General features: G+C 65.0%; 12 protein-coding genes and 3 pseudogenes. 10 read left to right on the forward strand and 5 right to left on the reverse strand.

The features are described 5' to 3' along the window. Positions 1-178 precede the first annotated feature (178 nt). Both GA0070617_RS07525 and GA0070617_RS29750 read left to right on the forward strand, forming a co-directional pair. Entirely contained in the window at positions 179-3,718 is a 3,540-nt protein-coding gene (locus GA0070617_RS07525) for an NERD domain-containing protein (RefSeq protein ID WP_091435236.1), read from the forward strand. A 577-nt stretch (positions 3,719-4,295) separates the two neighbouring features. Further along, on the forward strand, positions 4,296-4,922 hold the full coding sequence (locus GA0070617_RS29750) for a hypothetical protein (RefSeq protein ID WP_139135608.1): 627 nt from the start codon (positions 4,296-4,298) through the stop codon (positions 4,920-4,922). A 96-nt stretch (positions 4,923-5,018) separates the two neighbouring features. Here the strand turns inward: GA0070617_RS29750 and GA0070617_RS07530 are convergent. Continuing rightward, positions 5,019-5,407, reverse strand: a pseudogene (locus tag GA0070617_RS07530) (transposase family protein); the annotation flags it as partial. A 12-nt stretch (positions 5,408-5,419) separates the two neighbouring features. Between GA0070617_RS07530 and GA0070617_RS07535 the strand changes: the two are divergent. Further along, positions 5,420-5,764: pseudogene (locus tag GA0070617_RS07535) on the forward strand (helix-turn-helix domain-containing protein); the annotation flags it as partial. A 173-nt stretch (positions 5,765-5,937) separates the two neighbouring features. Here GA0070617_RS07535 and GA0070617_RS29755 read toward each other — a convergent pair. Both GA0070617_RS29755 and GA0070617_RS07540 read right to left on the reverse strand, forming a co-directional pair. Next, the gene (locus tag GA0070617_RS29755) at positions 5,938-7,104 is read right to left on the reverse strand and encodes a hypothetical protein (protein ID WP_139135609.1); all 1,167 of its coding nucleotides are present in this window, start codon (positions 7,102-7,104) and stop codon (positions 5,938-5,940) included. Then, positions 7,101-12,308, reverse strand: a complete 5,208-nt coding sequence (locus tag GA0070617_RS07540; protein ID WP_091435238.1) for an NACHT domain-containing protein — start codon at positions 12,306-12,308, stop codon at positions 7,101-7,103. Before GA0070617_RS07540 ends, GA0070617_RS29755 begins: the two co-directional genes overlap by 4 nt. A 984-nt stretch (positions 12,309-13,292) precedes the next feature. Here GA0070617_RS07540 and GA0070617_RS07545 point away from each other — a divergent pair. Next, complete coding sequence (locus GA0070617_RS07545) at positions 13,293-13,862, forward strand: GNAT family N-acetyltransferase (protein ID WP_175440461.1); 570 nt, start codon at positions 13,293-13,295, stop codon at positions 13,860-13,862. Here GA0070617_RS07545 and GA0070617_RS07550 read toward each other — a convergent pair. Beyond that, positions 13,848-15,434 (reverse strand): helix-turn-helix transcriptional regulator, encoded by a 1,587-nt coding sequence (locus tag GA0070617_RS07550; RefSeq protein ID WP_139135610.1) that lies wholly within the window; start codon positions 15,432-15,434, stop codon positions 13,848-13,850. The two genes, GA0070617_RS07545 and GA0070617_RS07550, sit on opposite strands and share 15 nt — an antisense overlap. 288 nt (positions 15,435-15,722) lie before the next feature. Here GA0070617_RS07550 and GA0070617_RS07555 point away from each other — a divergent pair, with 288 nt between their 5' ends. The 6 genes and pseudogenes from GA0070617_RS07555 (at position 15,723) to GA0070617_RS07575 (ending at position 19,449) form a co-directional block, all read left to right on the forward strand. Continuing rightward, a complete protein-coding gene (locus GA0070617_RS07555) occupies positions 15,723-15,965 on the forward strand; it encodes a hypothetical protein (RefSeq protein WP_091435244.1) in 243 nt (80 codons plus the stop codon). Positions 15,966-16,039: 74 nt separating this feature from the next. Beyond that, entirely contained in the window at positions 16,040-16,471 is a 432-nt protein-coding gene (locus GA0070617_RS07560) for a hypothetical protein (RefSeq protein WP_091435246.1), read from the forward strand. A gap of 11 nt (positions 16,472-16,482) precedes the next feature. Next, positions 16,483-17,385 carry a JmjC domain-containing protein gene (locus GA0070617_RS07565; RefSeq protein ID WP_091435248.1) on the forward strand — a complete coding sequence of 301 codons (903 nt, stop codon included), beginning with the start codon at positions 16,483-16,485 and terminating at the stop codon, positions 17,383-17,385. 278 nt (positions 17,386-17,663) lie between these two features. Then, positions 17,664-17,933, forward strand: a complete 270-nt coding sequence (gene amcA / locus GA0070617_RS32340; RefSeq protein ID WP_373868305.1) for a multiple cyclophane-containing RiPP AmcA — start codon at positions 17,664-17,666, stop codon at positions 17,931-17,933. A 39-nt stretch (positions 17,934-17,972) separates the two neighbouring features. Beyond that, positions 17,973-18,620 (forward strand): annotated as a pseudogene (locus tag GA0070617_RS07570) (pentapeptide repeat-containing protein); the annotation flags it as partial. A gap of 184 nt (positions 18,621-18,804) precedes the next feature. Then, positions 18,805-19,449, forward strand: a complete 645-nt coding sequence (locus GA0070617_RS07575) for a hypothetical protein (protein WP_091435250.1) — start codon at positions 18,805-18,807, stop codon at positions 19,447-19,449. A gap of 560 nt (positions 19,450-20,009) precedes the next feature. Here GA0070617_RS07575 and GA0070617_RS07580 read toward each other — a convergent pair. Further along, the gene (locus GA0070617_RS07580) at positions 20,010-20,666 is read right to left on the reverse strand and encodes an HAD family hydrolase (RefSeq protein ID WP_091435252.1); all 657 of its coding nucleotides are present in this window, start codon (positions 20,664-20,666) and stop codon (positions 20,010-20,012) included. Positions 20,667-20,904: the final 238 nt, after the last annotated feature.

Consider the following 20,904-nt stretch of genomic DNA (forward strand, 5'->3'; position numbering starts at 1 on the left):
AGCCAGAGTCCGAGGGCCCCGATAGCGGGGTCACAACCACGAGCATGAGCACAGAATGCCCGAACGCCGGGGCTCACGCGATACCGGAACCCTCACGGCCCGCACGTCGTAGCCCGCCAGGCACCCACCCGTCAGGCTCAGGCAAGGCACGTGGCGCAGGCGCCGAGGAGGTGTCGCCGTGGCGCTGGGCCTGGCCGAACGGCGGCACGCCTTCGTTGACGCTGGCGCGGTGGGCGTTCGGGCCTCCAGCATGACGGACTGGGTGGCTCGGTCTGCCCTGCTGATGCTGGACAGTCGCATCAGCAGCGGCGGCTGTCATAGACGCAGCGTACTCTCAGTCCCTGACGTCCTGTCGTCGTGTCTTTTTCACGCTTGGTGGAAGCTGATGGTCGCGAGCATCGACATCTTCTGGGGAGACGAGCCCCTCGAACGGTCCGAGATGCAGTTTCTGGCAGCGCTGCAGGCAGATCTTGACCGGGAAGGTGTTTCTGCGCTCGTGCTGGCGAACTTCTATACCGGGCGTGGGGCGCGGCAGGTGGACTTTCTCATCGTGACGGATGCTCGTGTCTGCCACGTTGAGTTGAAGGGCTACCGGGGGATCCTCGTTGGTGGCACGAACGGGCCATGGAGTACTCAGGACGAGGATGGCTCGCTGCGTGTGATCGAGCGGCAGAATCCCTACATGCAGGCTGCTGCTTGCACGTTTGCCATCAGTGACGATATGCATGAACTCGTGGCGGCAGGCCTTCCCGGACCAGTACGAGGCAAGTTCTACAAGCACATCGATACTGTCGTGGTTGTCTTCCCGACGCTCGACCCGAAATCGCAGGTGCCATCCGACTACAGGGTCACCACGCTGGGCTACCCGGCCTTCTTGCAGCTGCTGCTGTCCGCTGGCGACCCAGCGCCGTGGACGCGGCGACACTGGGACGAGTTCGTAAAAGCGAGGTCGTTGACGAACGCCAAATCGTCGATCGTCGACGCCGGCCTCTCATCCGAGGATCGAGCGTCGGAGGTCCAGGGCTATCTCCGCCGATACCGCGACTTCTATAGCGCCGGCCTGCCGCCGCTAGTTCCGTTGTCGCTCCTCGCTGATGGCAACGACATCCTGCACGATGAGGTTGTGAGGCTCGCTCGCGACGCGGGCATGGTGCTGCTCGTCGGGCAGTCTGGCAGCGGGAAGAGCCACCTCGCCCGGCATTCCACGTTGGCTATGTCCGACGAACTGGTACCTGTTTGGGTGGCCGTCAGAAGCTACGACGGTCGACTGTCGACCTTGCTGAACAGGAGCGTAGCCCGATTCAGCACGAAGACGTTCACGCAGCTAGAGGAGGCCATCAGACGTACTGGGCGCCGACTTCTGATCGTCTTGGATGGACTGAACGAATGCCCAGAAGCAATGCGTGAACAGTTCGCTGGAGACGTTAGGGCGTTAGACCTTCGCCTCGATCCCCTTGTGTTGGTAACCAGCCAGTCTGTGCCGTCACCTCCGCTTAGAGCTGGGGCAACCACGGTGCAAACGACAGTCTTGTCATCAGACCAGCGTGTCGCCCTGCTCACCTCATACGGCGCGCCGACCATCGAAGATAAATGTGAGCCGTTTTCAACCGCGTACGAACTGGCTATCGCCGCAGAATGTGCCCTCGAAATAGATGGCGCGCCGACTCGGGCGAAACTATTCGCCGCATTCTTGCGGCGCCGCCTGCAGGAAGGTTCCGCACCTGCCATTTGCCGCCAGGCACTTCGGCGCATCGCCAGCACGATGGGGCATCGCCTTGTGGTTTCACTGCCCGTCAACGATGCCGTACGAGTTATCGAGCGCTATTTGAATGACATTGGGGCGCCGATCGGCATCCTAGACGATGTGATGCGGTGTTCCGTTTTGGAACTCAGTGGCGGCCGCGTCGCATTTAGCCATGAACTACTTGGCCGGTACCTCGTGGCCGAGGAATTGTCAATCGCGTCCGCAGCGGCAACCGAGCTTGCCGCGCAGCTCAGCTTGCCACGGAATCACGACCTAGCGGCGCTTGCGATCGAATTGGAAGACGATCTGCCCCGACTGACCCAGCTGCTGGACGCGATGCATGACCGGCGCCTCTACGCAACTGCGCTCATAGGCACCGCAGGCGAGCTGGCATCAAGGGCTAGCGCAGCAGCGGCGCGACGCGTTACTCGGACGGTCGTCAACGACCTAGACCGAACTGAATACAGATTCTTCGGCGAGGACCTCCAACTGGAGGTAGTCAACGGCACAGAACTGTCGCCAGCTGACATTGCCGTGCTCGGAGCGCTTGGCGCACTCGCTCCGCGCGGTCTTTCGCTGGGCCTCGTCGTTGAAATCATCGACGCGACCGACCGCGCATGTCGGCGGTCTGTCGCCGTCCAGCAGCAACGTGAAGGAACTCGACCACCGCCGAGTATAGTCGTGAGCTGTACCCTGCGGGGATTCGGAAATCACACCAAAGTGCCAGCGGCAGTGGTACTCGACGCCGTCAACCAAGCTGGCATGGATAACTGGTACCGGCATAGTGGCGGCGAGGACCAAGTTGCGGTCGAGAGCCTAGCGGAGATCCTCGCCGCGACTACGAATCAGACCTACGGACGTCTACTCCTTTTGTGTCATCTCCTGCGGTCAACGAACGACCCAGCAGCCGGTGCCCTCCTGCCAGGGTTCCTCCGACTTTGCCTAACGAGTGAGGCCTACCACATTCAACTTGACGGCCTAGACACTGTCCGACGGTACTCGCAGACGGTCGAGGGTGGTCCGATACGCGATGACATCATCGGTCAGCTTTTGGAGTTCGAACCCAAGCACATCTTCATCTCCAGTCAGCTCGTGGAAACGATGTACTCCTTTGGGCTTATCGAGGACCAAAGTGATCACGGCTTCGTAAGTGACGCCATCCAGGCCATCATTCAATCGCCGAGAACGAAAGCAAGCAGCAATGCGGCTTACGGGATTTACAGCAGCCAGTTCGAGGATCCAATCGCCGCCCCGTATTGGGCGGCGATTGAGGAACTGGAAAGCTCTGCCAAAGCGCAACTGCTAACGATTGCTGCATTCGCCGACGAGACTTCGACGTTCTTCATGGACACTCTGCTGAGAGATCTAATCCAACTTGAAGACCCCTCGACGTTGCCGGCGTTCGAGCGTTGGGCGACACGCTTGATAGTAGGGCCGGGGGTGCAAGAGACCGCCGCGAACTACCGAGTTGGCATCAAAGGCTGGGCTCAGTACGTAGCGGAGCCGCCGCAACTTGCTGAACCCAAGAATGACGCCTCTCGCGCATGGGAGATCCTCGGCGAGATCCTGTTCTGGACCTACCGCGCTGAGACCCACCGAGTCGACCCGACCAAAAGCTACGCGGCGAGCTGGGCGAAGCTCCGCACGGAAGCTCTACCCGCAGCCGCAGATGCGCTCTTCTGGATCACTGGATCGGACCACTATCGCGAGCCAGAAGAGCTGCCACTCATCAAGAGGATGATCGAGACAGGCCGCACCGATGTTCGGCTCATCTGCGAGTGGAGTCTCCGTCATGAAGACCAGCTCATCTCGCTGTTCCCCCACCCCCACGCCTTCTTTGGCCGGACAGACTTCATCATTCAAGTCCTAGGCGAGGTCGGCACGGCAGCATCCGCTGAACTGCTACATCCGCTTGTCGACGACCGCCAGCACGGTCGCGCAGCCATCGCCGCTATCAGGCGGCTTGCGACATGAGCAACGACAGCCCGGTGCAGATGCTGGAGGCTCAACTCGGCCGCCGACGCATACCCTCGACATCAGCCGCGATGCGGCCTACTCGACGACATCGAGATCCGAAGCGAACGCCGCGAATTCATCATTGACGACGAGCCACCGAACCGATCCCTGACTTTCCTGGCTCCCGAAACGCCGTCGACAAGCCTGGTATATTACTAGATCAACGAAGTTCAAGTGGCATAGGTAGCTAGACACGATGGTGGTGCTACGGCAGGCTAGGAGTAGCGGCAGCTTTGCACCGGGTTGGCCTTTCGGTTCGAGATGGTGGAGATATCGCGTGGCCCTTCGAATAGTTCTGGGACTTCCGACCCACACGCCAAAGGTGCATGCACCCTTTGCTCCTGAGCAAGTCGCACTACTTCGTCGCTGGCAAGCGGTTCCATCGGTCGCACACATGCGGTGCCCACGGCATGGCGACGTACAGCGCGGGAGTTCGGAGTTGGTTCCCTGCGCTAATGGTTGGCGCTGCCACTTTCGAACGCCAGATTATCCCGACCTTGCTTGTTCGTACGCCGTTGACTGGGTTTATGCCGGGATGCTGGAAGAGGACAGCATCCGAGCCCTCGAGGAGATGTCGGTTGAAGTTGTGGAGGTGTCGTTCGACGACGGCTCGAACGAACCCTTGAACGTCTTCTCCGACTACGACCTGCTCCTATCATTCCAGGATGCGGCCGACCTTGACTGGGAAGAGGTTGCTGAACGCAGCGCACTTGATGAACGGCGAGGTCTCGTTATAACTCAGAGCACTGTCTTAGAAGATCTTCTCGGAGACGTTATCCTCCAGCTAGAAAGGCTAAGCGATCCCGAAAGGCGTCAACGTGAGATAGGCCAGTGGATGATCGGAAAACGACTAAGTCGTGTAGAGACGCTTCTGTCGAGTGGTGGCTACTTGGAAGCAAGCAGCAACTTTCCGCGCGAGGCGCTGTACGGTGCTGTGAGGCGTCGAAACGAGTTGGCACACGGAAGCATAATACGTGTCATTGGTGATGCTTATCCGCGCACTGACGGACCAGGCAAGACCCGACGAGTTGAGTGGCAACTAGTGGACCGCCGAACTCGTGAATCTCGACTAATTACCATGGCCGGATTGCGCGAGGATCTGTATGCCGCCATCGCGGCGTACACGGATCTTCTACTTTGGACCCGCAATCATCTGGTGTAACGGTTCGAAAGCGCTACTCCCCTAGCGGAGCCTTGCGCCGAACTGGCTCCCGACCGTGATGAGGCAGGATTGATTGTTCCTACCACTGAGCCCTTTTCATTCTGAGTAGCGGTCGTTCTCGACGGCATGTGGGACGAGCATGGCCTGAACGATCGCGGTGGCGCGTCGTGGGCAGCAGCGCAGCTTGGTCAGGATCTTCCAGCCCTTGAGGGTGGCGACGGCACGCTCGCCGACCGCTCGGATACGGGCGTGGCCTCGTTGACGGCCTTCTGCCGCCGCGACAAGCGGGGCCGGTGTCGGTGGCGCTTGAACGGGGTTCGGATCGTGCCGCCGGCGCCTTGGTATCCCTTGTCCGCGAACGTCATCACGTCGCTGCTGGTCAAGGCGTCGACGAGGCCGACGGTCCGCGCGGCGGTCAGGTCGTGGACCGCGCCGGGTAGAGCGGACGAGGCCCAGACCAGTCCTCCGGCGGGGTCGGTGACGACCGCCTGTCGGACATGATCCGCGTCCGCCGCGGAAGCAGATGGCGACGTCTGAACCCCGGACGGCAGGCGCTGCTGGTCCTGGCGCACCTGCGCAACGGCGACACCTACTTCCGCCTCGCCGCCGGCTTCGCCATCGGCACCACCACCGCCTGGCGGTACGTCCGCGAGGCGATCAACCTGCTCGCCGCCCTCGCCGACGACCTCAACGCCTGCGCCACAAGGCCAGCACGACTGGCCTACGCCATCCTCGACGGCACCCTCATCCCCATCGACAGAGTCGCCGACCAGCCCTACTACTCGGGAAAGCACAAACGACATGGCGTGACCGTGCAGGCGGTTGAGGGTGCGGTTGGACAGGGGAATCGCGGCAGGGTAAGACAACACAGCGAGGCTTCCGGTTGGAGCATCGGGTTTTGGTCGAATGCTGTCTTACCGGGAGCCTCGTCCTACGTGGATCCCCGCCCTGCCCCACCGTCCGTGACCAGCCCCGTCACGATGAAAAGGGCTCGAATATGGAGAGGTCAGAGCCGTCAATCGCTGCCTTTTGGTGGGCCGGGTGATGGGGCGTTCTCGGAATGGCTTACGCTCACACCGAGGGAATGTCGATCCTTACCGACGGTGTCTACGAGGGTTTCGTAAAGGTCGGGGCGGAGGATTAGGTCGGCTCCGTGGATGGCTGGTTCGAGTGGGCTATAGCTGCCATCGTGGATGAGAAAGCCGCGCCATTGCCGGCCGACAATTGCTGTGCCGTTGTCGTCGACGAGGACGTGACGTAGTGCTGGTGTTTCGGGGCGGAGCCCGAGGAGAGCGATGACTTCGATCCGGGGGACGAGTGTGAAGCGTTGGAGTCCAACTCCACGGTCATGCGCCGGGGCGCCCGGTTGTCCCTCGTAGTCGATGAGTGCTGCGAGGGGTCCTCGGGTGGAACTGAGGGCGATGCGGGCTCGTTCGGCGTCGAGATTGGGCGCGAGGTGTTTGTAGCCGACGGCCCACCGGTACGGTGTGGCGCGGGAGAGCGGCATGCTGTCGACGGGCGGCCGTCCACCGCACGCCTCGATTCCGGTTGCGATGAGTATTTGCCGGGCTGCGATGTCGGGGGAGCGGGTGGCGAGTGTTGCTTGCCGCTCGAACAAGGCAAGTTGAACCCATCCTTTGTACGGCTCCTCGCTGACGCGTATCGGCTCGCCGTCTGCACCGGCGAGTTGCCGGATACCCGCGAGAGCGATTGCGCCGGCGGGGGGCCACTCAGCGTTGTCTTCGACCCACGGAATGGGTGTCAGCGACCAGTTGAGCACGCTGGCTCGGGTTGGGGGCCGGGGGACCCTTGATGCTTCGCCGCGTAGCGCCCATCGCGCGTTCGGTGCCAGGCGTTGCGCAAGAGTCTGTTCGAATCGTCGGGGGTCTGATAGGACTCCTGCTAGCGCTCGCGCCGTCCGGATGCCGGCAGCAATAGCCTGCAGTTCGTTTTCGACGACTTCTTCGTCCGCGAGGTACGCGTCCGGCATCCGTTTAGCCCACGATGATCGTAGATGGTCGATCTGCTCGCCGAAACGCTTTCCGATGTCGTCGACCTGCCCGACAAGCCGCTCGACGATTGCTTCACGTAGTCCCGGGGGCTCGTTCGCATCCTTGAGGCGGTCATCGAGAAACAGGGTCATGAGACCGTCAGCCCGCTCCTCCGGTGTCGCCGACGTCATTCGCGCTCCCTCATTAGGTCGTGAAAGGCGGCACGCACCTTCGGGGCCGGTTCGGTCGTCGGTGGGTGCGGAACCGGACGTCCGTGTGCATCGAGGATCTGGTCCGCGAGCGCGCGCACCGATAGCCAATCCGTCCCTGCCAGTCGCGTTAACTCTGCCGCCATCTCATCAGTCAGCTCGCCAATCGGTAGGCAGGCGCGTACGACGTCCAACAGCCATGTAGTTCGGCCTGCATCCAACCCTGCCCGCAGTACGTGGACGAGTGCCGCCTGCCCGATCCTCGGCCGGCACGTCACAAGCAGGGTGGTGGCGATGAGCGTCTGTCGCAGGTCCGCGCGCAGCGGCTGCGAGATCGTCGCCAACGCAAGCGTCGCCATGGCAACTTCCAACGCCTCCTGTGAGTCAGGGGCCGCAGTCGGCCGGTACGTGTGACCGGCCCGTTCCGCGATCCCCGGAAGCCGATGCTGAATGACCGGGAACGCAGCCTCCCAACACTCGACCGCCGTACCACCAGGCGCGCCGGTCGGCGCCGAAGCGAACGCTGCGACCACAGCCTGCGTCACCCCGTACGTACGCTGCGCATCTGAATCAACCGTCTCGGCGACCGCCGTCGCCAGCGTCCTCTCCGCAGTAACCGAATCCAGTTCTTGTGCTGTGGTCCACAGGTTTGCACGTTCCCGTCCGGCGAACGAGCGCCACCCGCCTCCGCCGCGGATGCGGATGTAAGCGAGCGTGAGACAGTAGCTCGCGACCGTCCTCAACGCGTCGCTGGTGCCGTTGCAGCGGGCGGCGAGGCCCTCGCCAAGACCAGCGAACACCTCGTTATCGGAAAACCGGGACACCTCACGGGCGACGTCGTCAACTAGCCCGATACCCGCCTCTGCACCAGAGGTCAGGGTCGCTTCAATGATGCGCCATCCGATGGCGTTCGTAACCGCGTCGAGGTTCCACCTGGGAACCGCATTGTCCCGATACCGCTGGTTGTCGAATTCGCGTGCCGCGAGTATCGCACCCGCCCGGCCATCGAGGACGACGGGACGCTGGTCACTCACGAGCCGCTTCTGCAACTCCAGCGGGTCAGGCTTCGGGCTGGAGTCCCATGCGCTGTTCCGCTTCTGCTCCGGGCGCGGCGTCCGGGCCAGGAAAGCTGGGCCACCCAATCGGACGACTGCGTCGACAAGCTCCGGTGTCACCGCGGACTTGGGCTGATCGCTGGAGTACAGCATCGGCTGGTCGTCGTAGGTCGCCGCGACATTGTTCGCGACGATGGCGAGCATCACGTCCGTCTGCGGGCTCCTGCCGAGCTCATTCGCGAGCCGGGTGAGGAGCTCAAGGTCCGTGGTCGGGCGACGCCAGCCCGTCCCGACGGTGAGTCGGAGGGCCGCCAGGACGATTGGGTCCGCAGCCATGACCTGGGTTTCGAGTAGGTGCGTGTGTGCGGTGTACGCGCGTACGTCCTCGAACCCAAGCATGGCGAGGAGGGTGTCCGCGCCGTCGATGCCCACAGCAATCGGATCAATGGTTGCAGCCTCCTCCCACCATCTGGTCACGAAGCCTGAGGTGCCGCGGCCGTTGGTGTGCTGCCCCACCAGGTAGACGAGATCGGCGAGCTTCTCTAGGCATGCGCGTGCGGCGTCGATGTCGACGTCGGCGATGTCGTGGATGCTGTCGATGATTTCCAAGATGGTGGGGTCTTTATGTCCGCCGTAGCTCGCCAGGAGTAGACAGGCGCGGCGCCAGCATTCGTCGGCTTCATCCTTCGCGCCGGCGGCGACGCAGATGCGGGCGGTCGCGAGTTCGAAGCCGGCGGTGATGCTGTACTGGGTGTTGGTGTCACGGCGTCGGTCCCTGATGACCTTGATCAGGGCGTGGGTGGCGTCGACGCCGATGTGGTCGGAGACGCGAGACAGGATTTCGAGTAGGTCGTTGGTTGCGAGGGGCCCGTTCTCGGGCAGTCCGAAGTTGGTCGTGGTGGTGGTGCCGTCGCCGATGGCGACGAGGTGGGCGAGCACCGGGTCGAGATCGCTGGTTTGGACGACGATGAGGGAGCTCTCGACGATCTTGTGAACGAGCGAGTGAATGGAATACAGGTCGCACGCCCGCGGGTCACCGGTGAACGGGTGTGCTTCAGCCGCGAGGTCCGCGAGCGCGACCAGGACGGCCGTGGAGGCTGCTTCTGCCGTGGTGAGGCCGGCGGCGACGTCCTCTGCGACGCAGATGGTCGCCACCGCGTACCGCAGCCAGGCGCGATAGAACCCGACGCCCGCGAGCTGGCTGGCGTACTTGAGCGGGATGCTCCGGTCGAGGGCGTGGGCGAGCGTGAGGAGCGAAAGCCACCGCTGGATGTTGCCGTAGTTGGCGGAACAATGGCCGAGGATGGCGTCGGTGGCGGCCTGGATGTCCGCGTCAAGGTCGATGGTCCCCAGCCCTGCGAGAACGTCACCGGCTGGGATGCCGTGGTTTAGGTATCCGACGATGTCGAGTGCCGGCGCAAGCCCCCACGCCTGCCGGGCGAGGTCGGCCGGATCGGGTAGGCCGGGTGTCCCGGCTGCGGCGAGGTTGGCGAGTGCCAGGTAGACCCGAGCTGCCTTGTCGGGGTCGGTCATCGCCGCCGCAACATCCGGCATGAACCCCGCCGGGAGACCGGCGGTGAACACGTCGACCAGATCTTCAAGGGACGCGTCGTGGTCGAGTTCTAGGTTCTCGGCAACCTGTCCGGCCAGGTCCGGCGGGACGTCACCACGCTGATTGCGGAGGCGGAGCGCACCGAGCTGGATGGCCAGGTGGAGTGTGCCATCGCCGTCCGAGCTGTAGGTGGAGCGTTCGCGTTTTGATTCGGACTCCCGGGCGTCGATGTACGCCTTCCATGGGGCCGCAGCTCCGGCTCGATCAACTGACTCACAGAGGCGGAGCCCCCACCGTGACGGGAATGTGGGCCGTCCTTCGTACATGAGTCGTTCGGCTACGACGTCAGCACCGACGATGGCCACCACGACGTCCGCGTACTCGACAATCGAGTCGGTTAGCGACTCGGTCTCGTAAGTGTCGATTGACTTGCGGGTCTCGACGCAGGTGATCAGCGTCGGCCAGTCGAGCCGTGCTTCGCTTTCACGGGCAACGATCCCGACGACCCGCTGCAGCGCCTCCGGCGGTTGTAACGCGCGGATGCTTTCGGCGACGAACCCCGGCTGGATGAGCTCCTTCAGTTCGTCGTACCGGTCCAGGCGCGCGAGGAGCTCGGGAAGGTGCCGGAACGCTCGCGCGTCGGTGAAGAACCCGCGAGCCGCGAGCCACGCCGCCGCGCTCTCACGGATGGACGCGACCCACTCGTCGTCCTTGCCGCGCAGGATGTGCCGGCTAAGGCTTTCGTGATGGATGCGCAGGCCACCGAGGCCGGGTTGCGAGTTCAGCACGGGTGCGAGCGTCTTGAGAGCGGATGCCAACAACGTCTTCACCATTGGGGGAAGCAGTTCGCCGAGCTCGTCCGCGGACAGCGCGAAGTCGCACAGCGCGAGGATGCCGATGGCGAACAACTGGTCGTCGGTCATGGCGTCAAGCAGGTACTCGTAGTACGCCTCGATGTCAGTGGCCGTGTCGGGGACACGCGCCAGCCGGTGGATGATGTCTTTGACCGTGCCCGGCGCTGCACCGTCGTCGAGCGGTGACGTGCGGGTCGCGTACCGGCACAGGTAGGTGGCGTAGAGCGCGTTGCCGCCGGAACGGCCGTGGACTAGATCGACGATGGCGCGTTCGTCGTCATCATCGAGCGGCTCGGTCCCCCCGGGCTCGGTGAGCAGCCCATGCTTGGTCGCGAGAGTGCAGATCTCTTCCCACGACATGCGGGGCATCTGGACGAGGTCCCCGGCCGCGGGTGCTGCGTTCGCGAGGTGGGAACCTGGTTGACTCGCGATGAGCATACAAACGCCGGGCGGGAGGTCGATGGCGGCAAGCTGGTCAACCAGTAGGCGGGAGGGGTCCGTCTTCCGGCTGGTACGCCGGCCCAGAACCCGGTCAACGTGGTCGAGACCGTCGACGATAAGAAGCACGCTCTGCCCGGGGCGCGTCTCGCGGCATGCCTGCACTGCGACGGTGAGCGCTTCCAGGGTAGCGGCGAACCTGGGCCGCAGGTCTGAGGTGGCTTCGGGCACGATCTGTTCGAGCTGCCGCAGAAGGCTTCCGATGACAACGTCGGTGAGGACGCGTTCCTCTCGGTTGATGTCGGTGGCACCGAGCCAGCAGTGGTGCCGGGCAACAATCCAGCCTTCGTCGCGGTAGGTGTCTGCGAGTTGTTCGCACAGCCAGGATTTGCCGACACCGGGTTCTCCGGTAACGACGACGCGGCCGCCGGCGGGGGCGACGGCGTCGACATGCTTACGCACTTCGGCGGTAGCGCCGGCCCGGGGCACGACGATGGCCGGTTCGATGGGGTGTCCTTCGGCGACGGCACCGAAGTCGGTGGTGAGCCCGACTTGGGGTAAAACGTGTTCCCGCGCGACGTTCCCGTCGAGTGCGCGGGCGCCAGTGGCTGCATGAGCCAAGGCGAGCGCCGCATACTCGGGTCGAATGTTGGTGTTAGGGGTGCGGCCAGCGCCGAGCTCTTCGATAACGCGACGTAGGAGCGCGCGCTCAGCCAGACCGGGCGCGGAGAAGTCGAGCGTCGAAGCCGGGGCGCTGGTGTCGATCGTGAGGTGCTCGCACGCCGTGCGGATCCGATCCTCAGTGAGACCGGCAAGGCGCGTCTTCCAGGGTTCAAGTTCCTGGAGGGCCGTCGGGTTGAACTTGAACCTGCGGGTGGCGACGCCCGGCAGCGGGTGACCAGGGTCGCCTGCCGCGTCAACGGGCTTTAGCACGACGGCGAGGTCCTCATCCGGGTTGCCGTCGCGGACGATGACCCGGTACGTAGTGCCGGGGTGCTGGTCAAGGTCGGATAGGAGAGCGCCGAACAGCAAGTCGAGCCGGAGACTCCTCCCGTCCCCGGAAAAGCTGTCCTTCGACAGCTCGCGGTCCAGAGTCGTGTGCTTGATCTGGATACGGAGTCGCCGACCGGTCCTGTAGGCGATAGTCAGGTCGTCGAACCGGTCGCCAGTGAACCCTTTGGTGTCGACCGTGATGTGTTCGGCGGTGCCAAGCACCAGGTCGACAAGGGCGATGCCAGTGATGAGGTCCTGGTATGCGTAGCCGTAGTGCGTAGCCCTCAGGTTCATGTGCGTCCTCAAAATGGTCCCAATCCGGCGAGTGGGGCGCTGGAAGAGAGGCCCCGTCTCGCTCGGGTGAGTCAATCATGGTCTGTTCGACCATGTTGGACACGTGACCTTCCCCGTCCCAACTGCGCGCCGGACGGTCTGGATCCTGCACCGGAACTCGAGCCAGCATAGTGCCGGTGTCCGCGCCGTACGGTGGCCGAAATGAACCGCTGGTAGGGCTAGTTTGGCCTACCAGCGGTCGACGTCGTCGATGTAGCCGAGTAGGGTGGCGTAGCCGTCCTTCCATCCACCGGCCCGGGCGATTTGGCGGATCCGCTCCGGTCCGGTAGGTCTCGGTGGCGAATCCTCGCCGCAGAGAGTGCCCGGACCAGGCGGCTTTCGGGTCGAGGCCAGCGGCGGTGTCGGTGCGGGCCACGACCAGCGCGACGGCTTGGCCGGTGAGCCGGCCGTCGGCGCTGCCCGCCCGGTAGGTACCCGGCCGAGCCCCGCCGTGCCGATCGATGCACACGAACAGCGGACCCGAGGTCTGGCCGTAATCAGCGAGCGTGGCCAGCCACGCCTGCGCCGGCTCATTAGTGGGTGCTCACCGGGTGCTCCGCCGCCAGGGACAGGTTCGCAACGGATGGACTGAGCGGGACGCCGTCCTGGAAATGCAGGGCCATGAACATGAACAGGTGGACTCCAGCGACCGACATGGACCCGAGGGCTCGACCAAGATCAATCTCTTAATCCGCGGGTTCGGGGTTCGAGTCCCTGGCGGCGCACCAACGATCAAGGCTCTGACCTGGCATTTCTCTGCCGGTCAGGGCCTTTTTCGTGTTCGCCGGTGGTCATCCGTGGCTCGGTGGGTGCTCGGGAGCCGATGGACCGGTCCGGTTTCTGTTGGACGGGTGGTCGCCGGCTGGATTGTTCTTGCGCCGGTTGCCGTCACCCCGGGTTCGTCGGTTCGCTTCGGGTGGTGGGATGGTCGTTAGCCTTGCCGGTGTGGTGGGTGGTGTGCGGCTGCGGGTCGGTGGGGCCGGGTTGGCGGTCGCGCGGATGGACGCGATCTGTGATCTGTACGACGCGGTGTTTGCGGAGCCGCCGTTCTTCTGGCGTGACGACGAGTCGTGGCTGCATCGGGAGCGGTTGTCGCGGATCGTGGGGGATCCGAGTTTCGGGCTGGTGGTGGCTGAGGTCGGTGCGGAGGTCGTGGGGTTCGGATACGGGTTCACGTTGGGGGCGGACACGACGCGGTGGTCGCGGTTGCGTGGTCCGGTGTCGCCGGAGGTGGCGCGGGAGTGGCCGGGGCGCACCTTCGTGTTGTTCGACTACGCGGTCGCGCGGGCCCATCGGGGCGTGGGGGTGGGGCGGGGGATCCACGATGCGTTGCTTGCCTCCCGACGGGAGCAGCGGGCGACGTTGACGGTGCAGCCGACCGCGACGGCGACGAAGCAGATATATGAGCGGTGGCGGTGGCGGTGGGTGGGGCAGTTGGAGGGTGGTGCGGAGGCTGCCGCGCCGGTGTTCGACGTCTACCTGAGGGATTCGCTGGTGGATCTAGCTGGGGGTTAGGACTCCGTAGGCTCGCATCTGGTCCTGGAGTGTCCTGACCTCGGGGAGGTCGTGCCACTGCTCGATGTCGTTCCAGGCGCGGCGGAGTCGTTGGTGGAGTCGGGCCGAACGGTGGTGGGCTGAGAACCGTGCGGCGTCTGCGATCACGGCCGCTCCTCGGGTTACGTCCGGTTTGGCGGAGCGTAGGTGGCAGATGCCGACCCGGAGCGAGGTCATGGCGAGGTTCCGGACGAAGGCGTCGTCGATGCCGGCCAGGGCAAGCTCACCGAGCCGTGCGCCTTCTTCGGCGCGGCCAACGTGCAGGAGGCACGCGCTTTCGGTGCTGCCGAGTTGGCCCGGACCGTAGAAGTAGGTGTGGGTGGCCGATCCTGGTGCGACTTTGTCGAGCGCGTTTCTCGCGTTGTCGATCGCGTTTCGGGCGGCGGATTCTTGTTTGTCCATCGCGTAGGCGCGGGCGGCGACATCGTACGAGTACGCCTTGAGGCTGTTGTCGTCTGTCTGATTGGCCCAGCCGATGGCGGCTATAGCGTGGTCGATGCCCACGCGTGGTTGCTGCTTCCAGGTTGCCAGGTGACTCATGTTGCAGAGCACGAAGGCCCCGAGTTCGGTGTCCTGTGCCTCGTGCGCTGCGGCACGGGCCGTCTCGTAGTACTCGGTGGCGGATGCGTGGTTGTTCAGGTCGAATGCGAGCCAGCCGGCGAATCGCGACAGGTTCGCGTACAGCGACAGAAGTCGTGGTCTGAGGGGATCGGGGACCGAGGGAAGGATCGAGTGGACGAGTCGTCGTTGGGCGAGCACGGTGTCGAGGGCTGCCTGCGGACCGAGGATGTCGTCCTGGCGCATGCATCGCCACAGGACGCCGTCGATGTGGTCGATGACGGCAGCGTCCACCCGTGAGGGGTTCACGAACGCCCCGAGGGTCCGTTCCTGTTCGGACGAATCGAGGGTGTCGAGCACGGGTGCGGTGGCGGCCGATGCGGCGGCCCAACTGAGCCACTGGAGGATGTCGCGCCGCTTCATGCGGTACGCCCACTCAACGAGGCTCTCCACGAGGCGTTCGTAGTTGACCTCCTGTCCGAGCAGGATCGCGCCGGATGCCGCTATCAGCGAGTCTACGCGGGTGACGACGTCCGACGGTTCGGCCTGGAAGTCGGGCACGAGGTTGCCGCCGATGGCGAGGTCACCCGGAGTGCTCGACGGGGTCGACTGTCGTTCGGTGTGGTCCTCGCCGTCGACCAGGTCGGAGGCGGCGCATCGGTAGATCCGCGCCAGCCTGTTCAGGCTCTCAAGGGAGGGGCGTCGACCGCTGGCCGTCGGCCAGGCCTCCCAGTACGAGACGTTCTTGTGTGTGACGAGGGCTCCGCCGTCAGCGACGGGCCACAGCTCGTTCCAGCGGTCGGCGACCTGTTGCTGGGTCAGCCCGTGGGCGTATCGGTAGGCGATGCGCGAGTTCACGTTGAACCGGGCAGCGATCGCCATGGCGAGATGACGGATCCCCACACCCTGCGCGAGGCAGTCAGCGCGAAAGGCAGCCAGTTCTGCCCGTCGGGAGCGATATCGCCGGTCGACCACGACATTCCTCCTCGCATGACACGCCGTCCCTCGCGGGCGTTGCCGATCCTACGGCTGCATTCGGCTTCCCAGGCCCTGCGAATGTGGGTCGTGCACAAGTTCCCCACCATCCGGGAATTCCTGCGACGCAAGGTCGTCGTGAGCGTGGTGTGACTGTGCGCTGATTAGGTTCAGAGTGAATGGCAGGCCGAAGAGGCCGACGTACAGATTCTCACTTTCGGATCGCGTCGACACGCTTCTCCGACCGTCGAAACCGGTTCCTTTCCCCGCTGCAAAGGAGACGCCGCCATGTCCAAGATCAACCTCTACGAGCTGCCCGTCGAGGCCGCCCAGCGCACCTCCCTCTGCGGAGGCAACCTGACCAGCGACAACGAGAGCTGCGTCGGAATCACCGAGATCCCCGGCGGCGAGGGCTTCGTCCTCACCGACACCAAACCGGAGGGTGCCGATCGACCCGGCCTGCGTTTCACGGCCGACGAGCTGGACGCCTTCGCGGTCGGCTGGATGAGCCAGCGGCACCTGACCGCCTGACACTCCGCCTCCCGGCCGTCCTCCGGACCCGAACGGAGGGCGGCCGGCCCGCAGCGAGTAACGAGGGGGCATGGATGACGTGGAACGGCCACTGGCACGGCTTCGGTCCATGGGTCGGACCGAGCAGCGAGTACGCCCGGGAGGACCGGCGGCGCCCAGGTCGTGACCCGAACGACGACCAGACACGGATGTTCCTCACCAACACCATGACGCCCGTGCAGACCGGCCATGCCCTGCTCCGCCGGAGCCAAGCGTCGGCCGACCGGACCTGGACCGACGTGGAGGACGCGCTTCTCTGGATCGGCAGCGTCTGGAACGCCAATCCGCCAGGCGGCGACGTGTTACCGCTGAACCAACACCTCGCCTACGACCGGGGACACCTGAGCCGGGGCAGCGACTGCGCCCTGGGCTACTACAACTCCGCCTTCCACTTCGTGTCCTACTCCGTCATCTGCTGCCCGAACCACTTCTTCCCCCACCTGCCCTGCCCGCTACCCCCACGCTGACAAGGAGTCTCATGTCGCTCCATCTTCTGCTGCCCGAGGAGGGCGTCGACGACCTCCTGCACCACTGGCCGGACGAGCCACGCGTCTACCGACGAGCACCGACGGACCTCGACGAGATGTTCACCCCGGAACAGGTGTGGACCTGGATCGACCTGGGCTGCACCCCGGCAGACGAAGTCGCCGCGATCCGCGCTCCCGACCCCGCCGTCAATCCCCGGTCCTTTACCGGACCACACGGCCGAGCTGACGCCAGCAAGCTGCGCAAGCTCCACGACGACGGGCACACCATCCGGATCGGCAACCTGCAACGCATCATGCCGGCCATGGCTCAGATAGCCCGTGCCGTCCAACACGAGACGGGCTACTCCAACTACGTCCACGTCTTCGCCACCCCAGGACAACGGCAGGGCCTACGACACCACTGGGACCAGCAGATGGCTGTCATCGCGCAGGTGGCAGGAACCAAGCGGTGGGAACTGTGGCCGCCGGTCGTCGACGCCCCCATGCGGTCGCATCTGGAGTCCTGGCGGGTCTGGCGCGACGAGTACCTGCAGGCATGGCTCGCCACCGGTCCGCAGGTGACCGTCGACCTCACGGCAGGCGAGTCCCTGCTTCTACCCAGGGGATGGGTGCACAACCCCTACAACGCTGACGACGACACCAGCGTCCACCTCACCTTCGCCATCCGCGAGCGCACCCCCTACTGGATCGCGGAACACCTCATCGGCGACGCCATCGACGATCCCGCCTTTCGCAGGGTGATCCCTCCCGGCACTCTGCGCGGCACCGCACTGCCCGACGTCGTGGCCGGCACCAGAGACGCCCTCGTCACCTACCTTCAGTCCCTCGTTCCCGGCACCGTCGCCGACACCCTTCGTCAGGCCGCCTCCACCGAGCTGGAGTACACCACCTGACCACAGAGCCGCACGGTGTCGACTGCTGGTCGCGAGCGGCACCAACCAAACAACAGGCTGGAAGGCGATCCGGCGCACAAGCGCATGCTGTCGCCGCCCATGCCGGTCTCCATGGGGAAACTCCCCGTCCACGTACTGCCGGCAGGGCTGCGGGGACGGGTGACGGGCAGAGCGGTCACCACGCGGCCGCCGCCCGGCGCGGTGGGCCAGTCCCAGCAGTGACAGGCCCACCGCTTCCTGCGATCCGTCAGGACGGGAGGACGGGCGTGACTTTGTACATGTCCAGTAACGCAAGACCCACTCCTCCTGGACGGCCAGCCCCGTTGCCGCCGACGCCGGTGACGGCTGCGGATCCGCCCCTGTTCACCCACGCCTGGCGTCGGTTCTTCGCACAGCAGAGCCGCGACATCCCGCAGCAACAGCAAACAAATCAAAACCCCGAAACCGTCGTGGCCTACCGGCAACCACGCTCGACACTCAGCCAAGCTGGAAACCACCGGAACTCGTCAGACAGCGACCGAGCTGGGAACTGGAACAAGAAGAAGTGACCCGGGTATCCGAAGGGCCCGTGACGAGGGAAGGGACCCATGCGGACCACCACAGTCGGTGACGTCACGATCCTGCTCCCGGATCTCGATCCCGCCGACCTCGACCCGACCACCGACCTGGCCGACGATGTCAGTGACGCCCTGGTCGAGGATGCCGGTTGGCGGCGTGCCGTGTTCGACGACGTTCGGGTGCGGGGTAGTCGGATCGTCGGTGTGGACCTGAGTGAGAGCACCTGGGACACCGGCACCGTGTTCGGCTGCGAGATCATCCGTACGGACCTGTCCGGGGCGGTCCTGTCGGGCGTGACCATCGAACGGTGCACGATCAGCGGTTCCCGCCTTACCGGCGCCCGCCTGACCGACGTCCGCTTGAAGGACGTTCTGTTCGACTCGTGTCGTCTGGACTACGCGACCCTTGACCGGGTGGTCGCCGCCGGAGCGGTCGGGTTCGTCGACTGCATTCTCGCCGACGGCACCTGGGCCTCCTGCCGGCTGCCCCACACCACGGTCAGGTCGTGCCGGGTGGACCGGCTCGAACTTCGGTCCTGTCACCTGACCGGCACCGACCTGCGGGGCAACAACCTCCGCCAGGTCCGTACCTCCCTCGACAGCCTGCGTGGCGTCGTCCTCGACGAGCATCAACTGCCTGACCTCACCCACCTTGCTGTCACTGCCCTCGGTATCACCGGCGGTACGTGCTCCGCCAAGTTGGTCGGCCTTGCCGGTGCCTTGGTGTGTGTCCGGTCGCCGACGGGTTTCGGCACGACTGATCAGGAACGGATTCGAGATCGTGGTCTATCGGCGTAGGCCGAACAACCTGTTGCGTGCGGCGCGGTCGGCGCGTGTGTCCCCGTCGGGGTCCGGGCGGCCGATGTCCCGGCAGGAGTTGGCCGATGCGGTCAACGCGTACGCGTTCGCGCATGCGGGGTGTCGAGTCGCGGTGGGTGCCCGGTACGTCGGGAAGCTGGAGCGCGGCGAGCACCGGTGGCCGGTCGAGCCCTACCGCACCGCGTTGCGGCAGGTGCTGGGCAAGGCCAATGACGCCGACCTCGGCTTCTTCGTCATCCGCAGACACCCGGGAGATCCCGAGCCGCACCCGGTGCCACCGGCCGAGGCTGCTTCTGCCCCGGATTCCGCGGTAGGGCGGGCCATCAGTGAGCAGGACGGGGGAGTGGTCGTTCCTGGTGGTGCGGTGACGGTGCGGGTGACCCTGACCGCCGAGACGGCCCAGGTCAGGGTGACGCGTGATGACGGTCCGAACGGACGTGTGGTGATCGTCGCGGGGCCGGTCGAGGTGCTCGTCGCACCGTCCGCAGTCGTTGAGCCTGTACCCGTGGCGGCTACCGGTGAGCCGGTCGGGGCTCATCTTCCTCGCGCGGCGCGTTGTCCGGTTCAGGCGCGCCGTCTACCTGGGGATGTCGTCTTCGAGATTGGCGCGGGTCTATCCGATGTCAGCGGTGACTCGGTAGGCCGATCGGAGGGCGTTTTCCTGGTAGACGGCGTGACGGCTCGATGAGTTTGAGCGATCGAGACTTCCCGGGTGTGGTCGTCGATCGGTCACGCGATGGCCGAAGCCCTGCACGAGTACGAGAGGTTGTGGGCGTGTTCGCTGGAGAAACGGCAACTGTTGCGGACGCCTCAACGGAGCTGTTGCATGCCGACCTCGCACTGACGGAAAGTGACCGCGATCTTTGATAGGCTCTCAGGTCATGAAGCCCTGGCAGGTCAGCGTCATTGTCGTGATTCTCCTGCTGGTCGGGTTCCTCGGATGGCTCGTGGCTTCTTATCGCAAGGGCCGCGACGGACGGTGAAGTGGATTCGCCAGCACGGTCTTCCCGTGTAATTTGAGCCGACACCCACCTCTCGGGTACCGGCCGTGCTCGCGTCCTTGACAGCACGGTGCGTCAGGGGCGGGCCCATCGGCACGCCGCCGCAGTCTGACCGGCACGGCGCCGTCCGACCGACGTGCGGCGCAGCGTCGTACTCGCCGACATGGTCACCGCTCACGGCGGGCGAGATGCCTTGTTGGACGACCCCTCGCCGCTCTCACCGCCAGTCGGCGGCACTGCCGGGTGGTTAGCGTGCCGACTCGTTGTGTGCGCGGACGAGGTCAGGCAGGTCGGTCAGTGAGTCGAGGTGGAAGAGGCAGCGGTCGCTGACCGCCTTGTCGCCGAGTATGTGACCCCAGGGTCCGCGGCGGATCAGGGCGGTCGGGATTCCGGCCTGCTGGGCGGGGCGGATGTCGTTGTCCAACCGGTCCCCGACGTAGAGGACCTGATCGGCCGGGCATCCCGCTTCGGTGATCACCTGGTCGAAGAACGCGGCGGTGGGTTTCTCCACGCCCCAGCCGTCGGAGGTGCCGATCACGTCGACCGGTACGTCGAGGGCACGCAGGATGGTTTCCGCCCGTGCGGTCTGGTTGCCGGCCAGGCCGACGCGTAGGCCTAAGTCGCGCAGCGCGGCCAGGCATGGCCGGGCGTCCGGGTAGAGGTCCTCCTCGGTGAAGGACTCCGGCTGCCCCGCTGCTGTCCGGCGCTCCCGTTCCTCGGTGAGGTCGAAGCCGGGCCGGAAGACCTGGAACGTCTCCCGGTAGTCGAGACCCCGAGCGATGACCGCCCCGAAGACCGCGGAGAAGGTGTGGCGCGGTACGCCGAGCCAGTCCGCCCAGGTGCCGTACTCCCGGGACTCGTCGACGATCGTCTCGCCCACATCGAAGAACAGGCTCGCGATCACCCGGCGATTGTGCCTGCCGTGCTCCACGGATCAGCACGCGCCCCGAGCCGTGCCCCCGACGCGAGAGGTGGTCCGCAGCGCTGTCGACTGAACCTCGCTGTCACCCACCTCGGTATCACCGTCCGGCTGAAGTGACGTCGAAGGACGTCAGCAGCGCGGGTGGTACGTGGCTCCTCCACTGATCAGAAACGGCTTCGAGATCGTGGTCTATCGGCGTAGGCCGAACAATCTGTTGCGT

The sequence above is a fragment of the Micromonospora yangpuensis genome (genome assembly GCF_900091615.1).
Taxonomy (GTDB): domain Bacteria; phylum Actinomycetota; class Actinomycetes; order Mycobacteriales; family Micromonosporaceae; genus Micromonospora; species Micromonospora yangpuensis.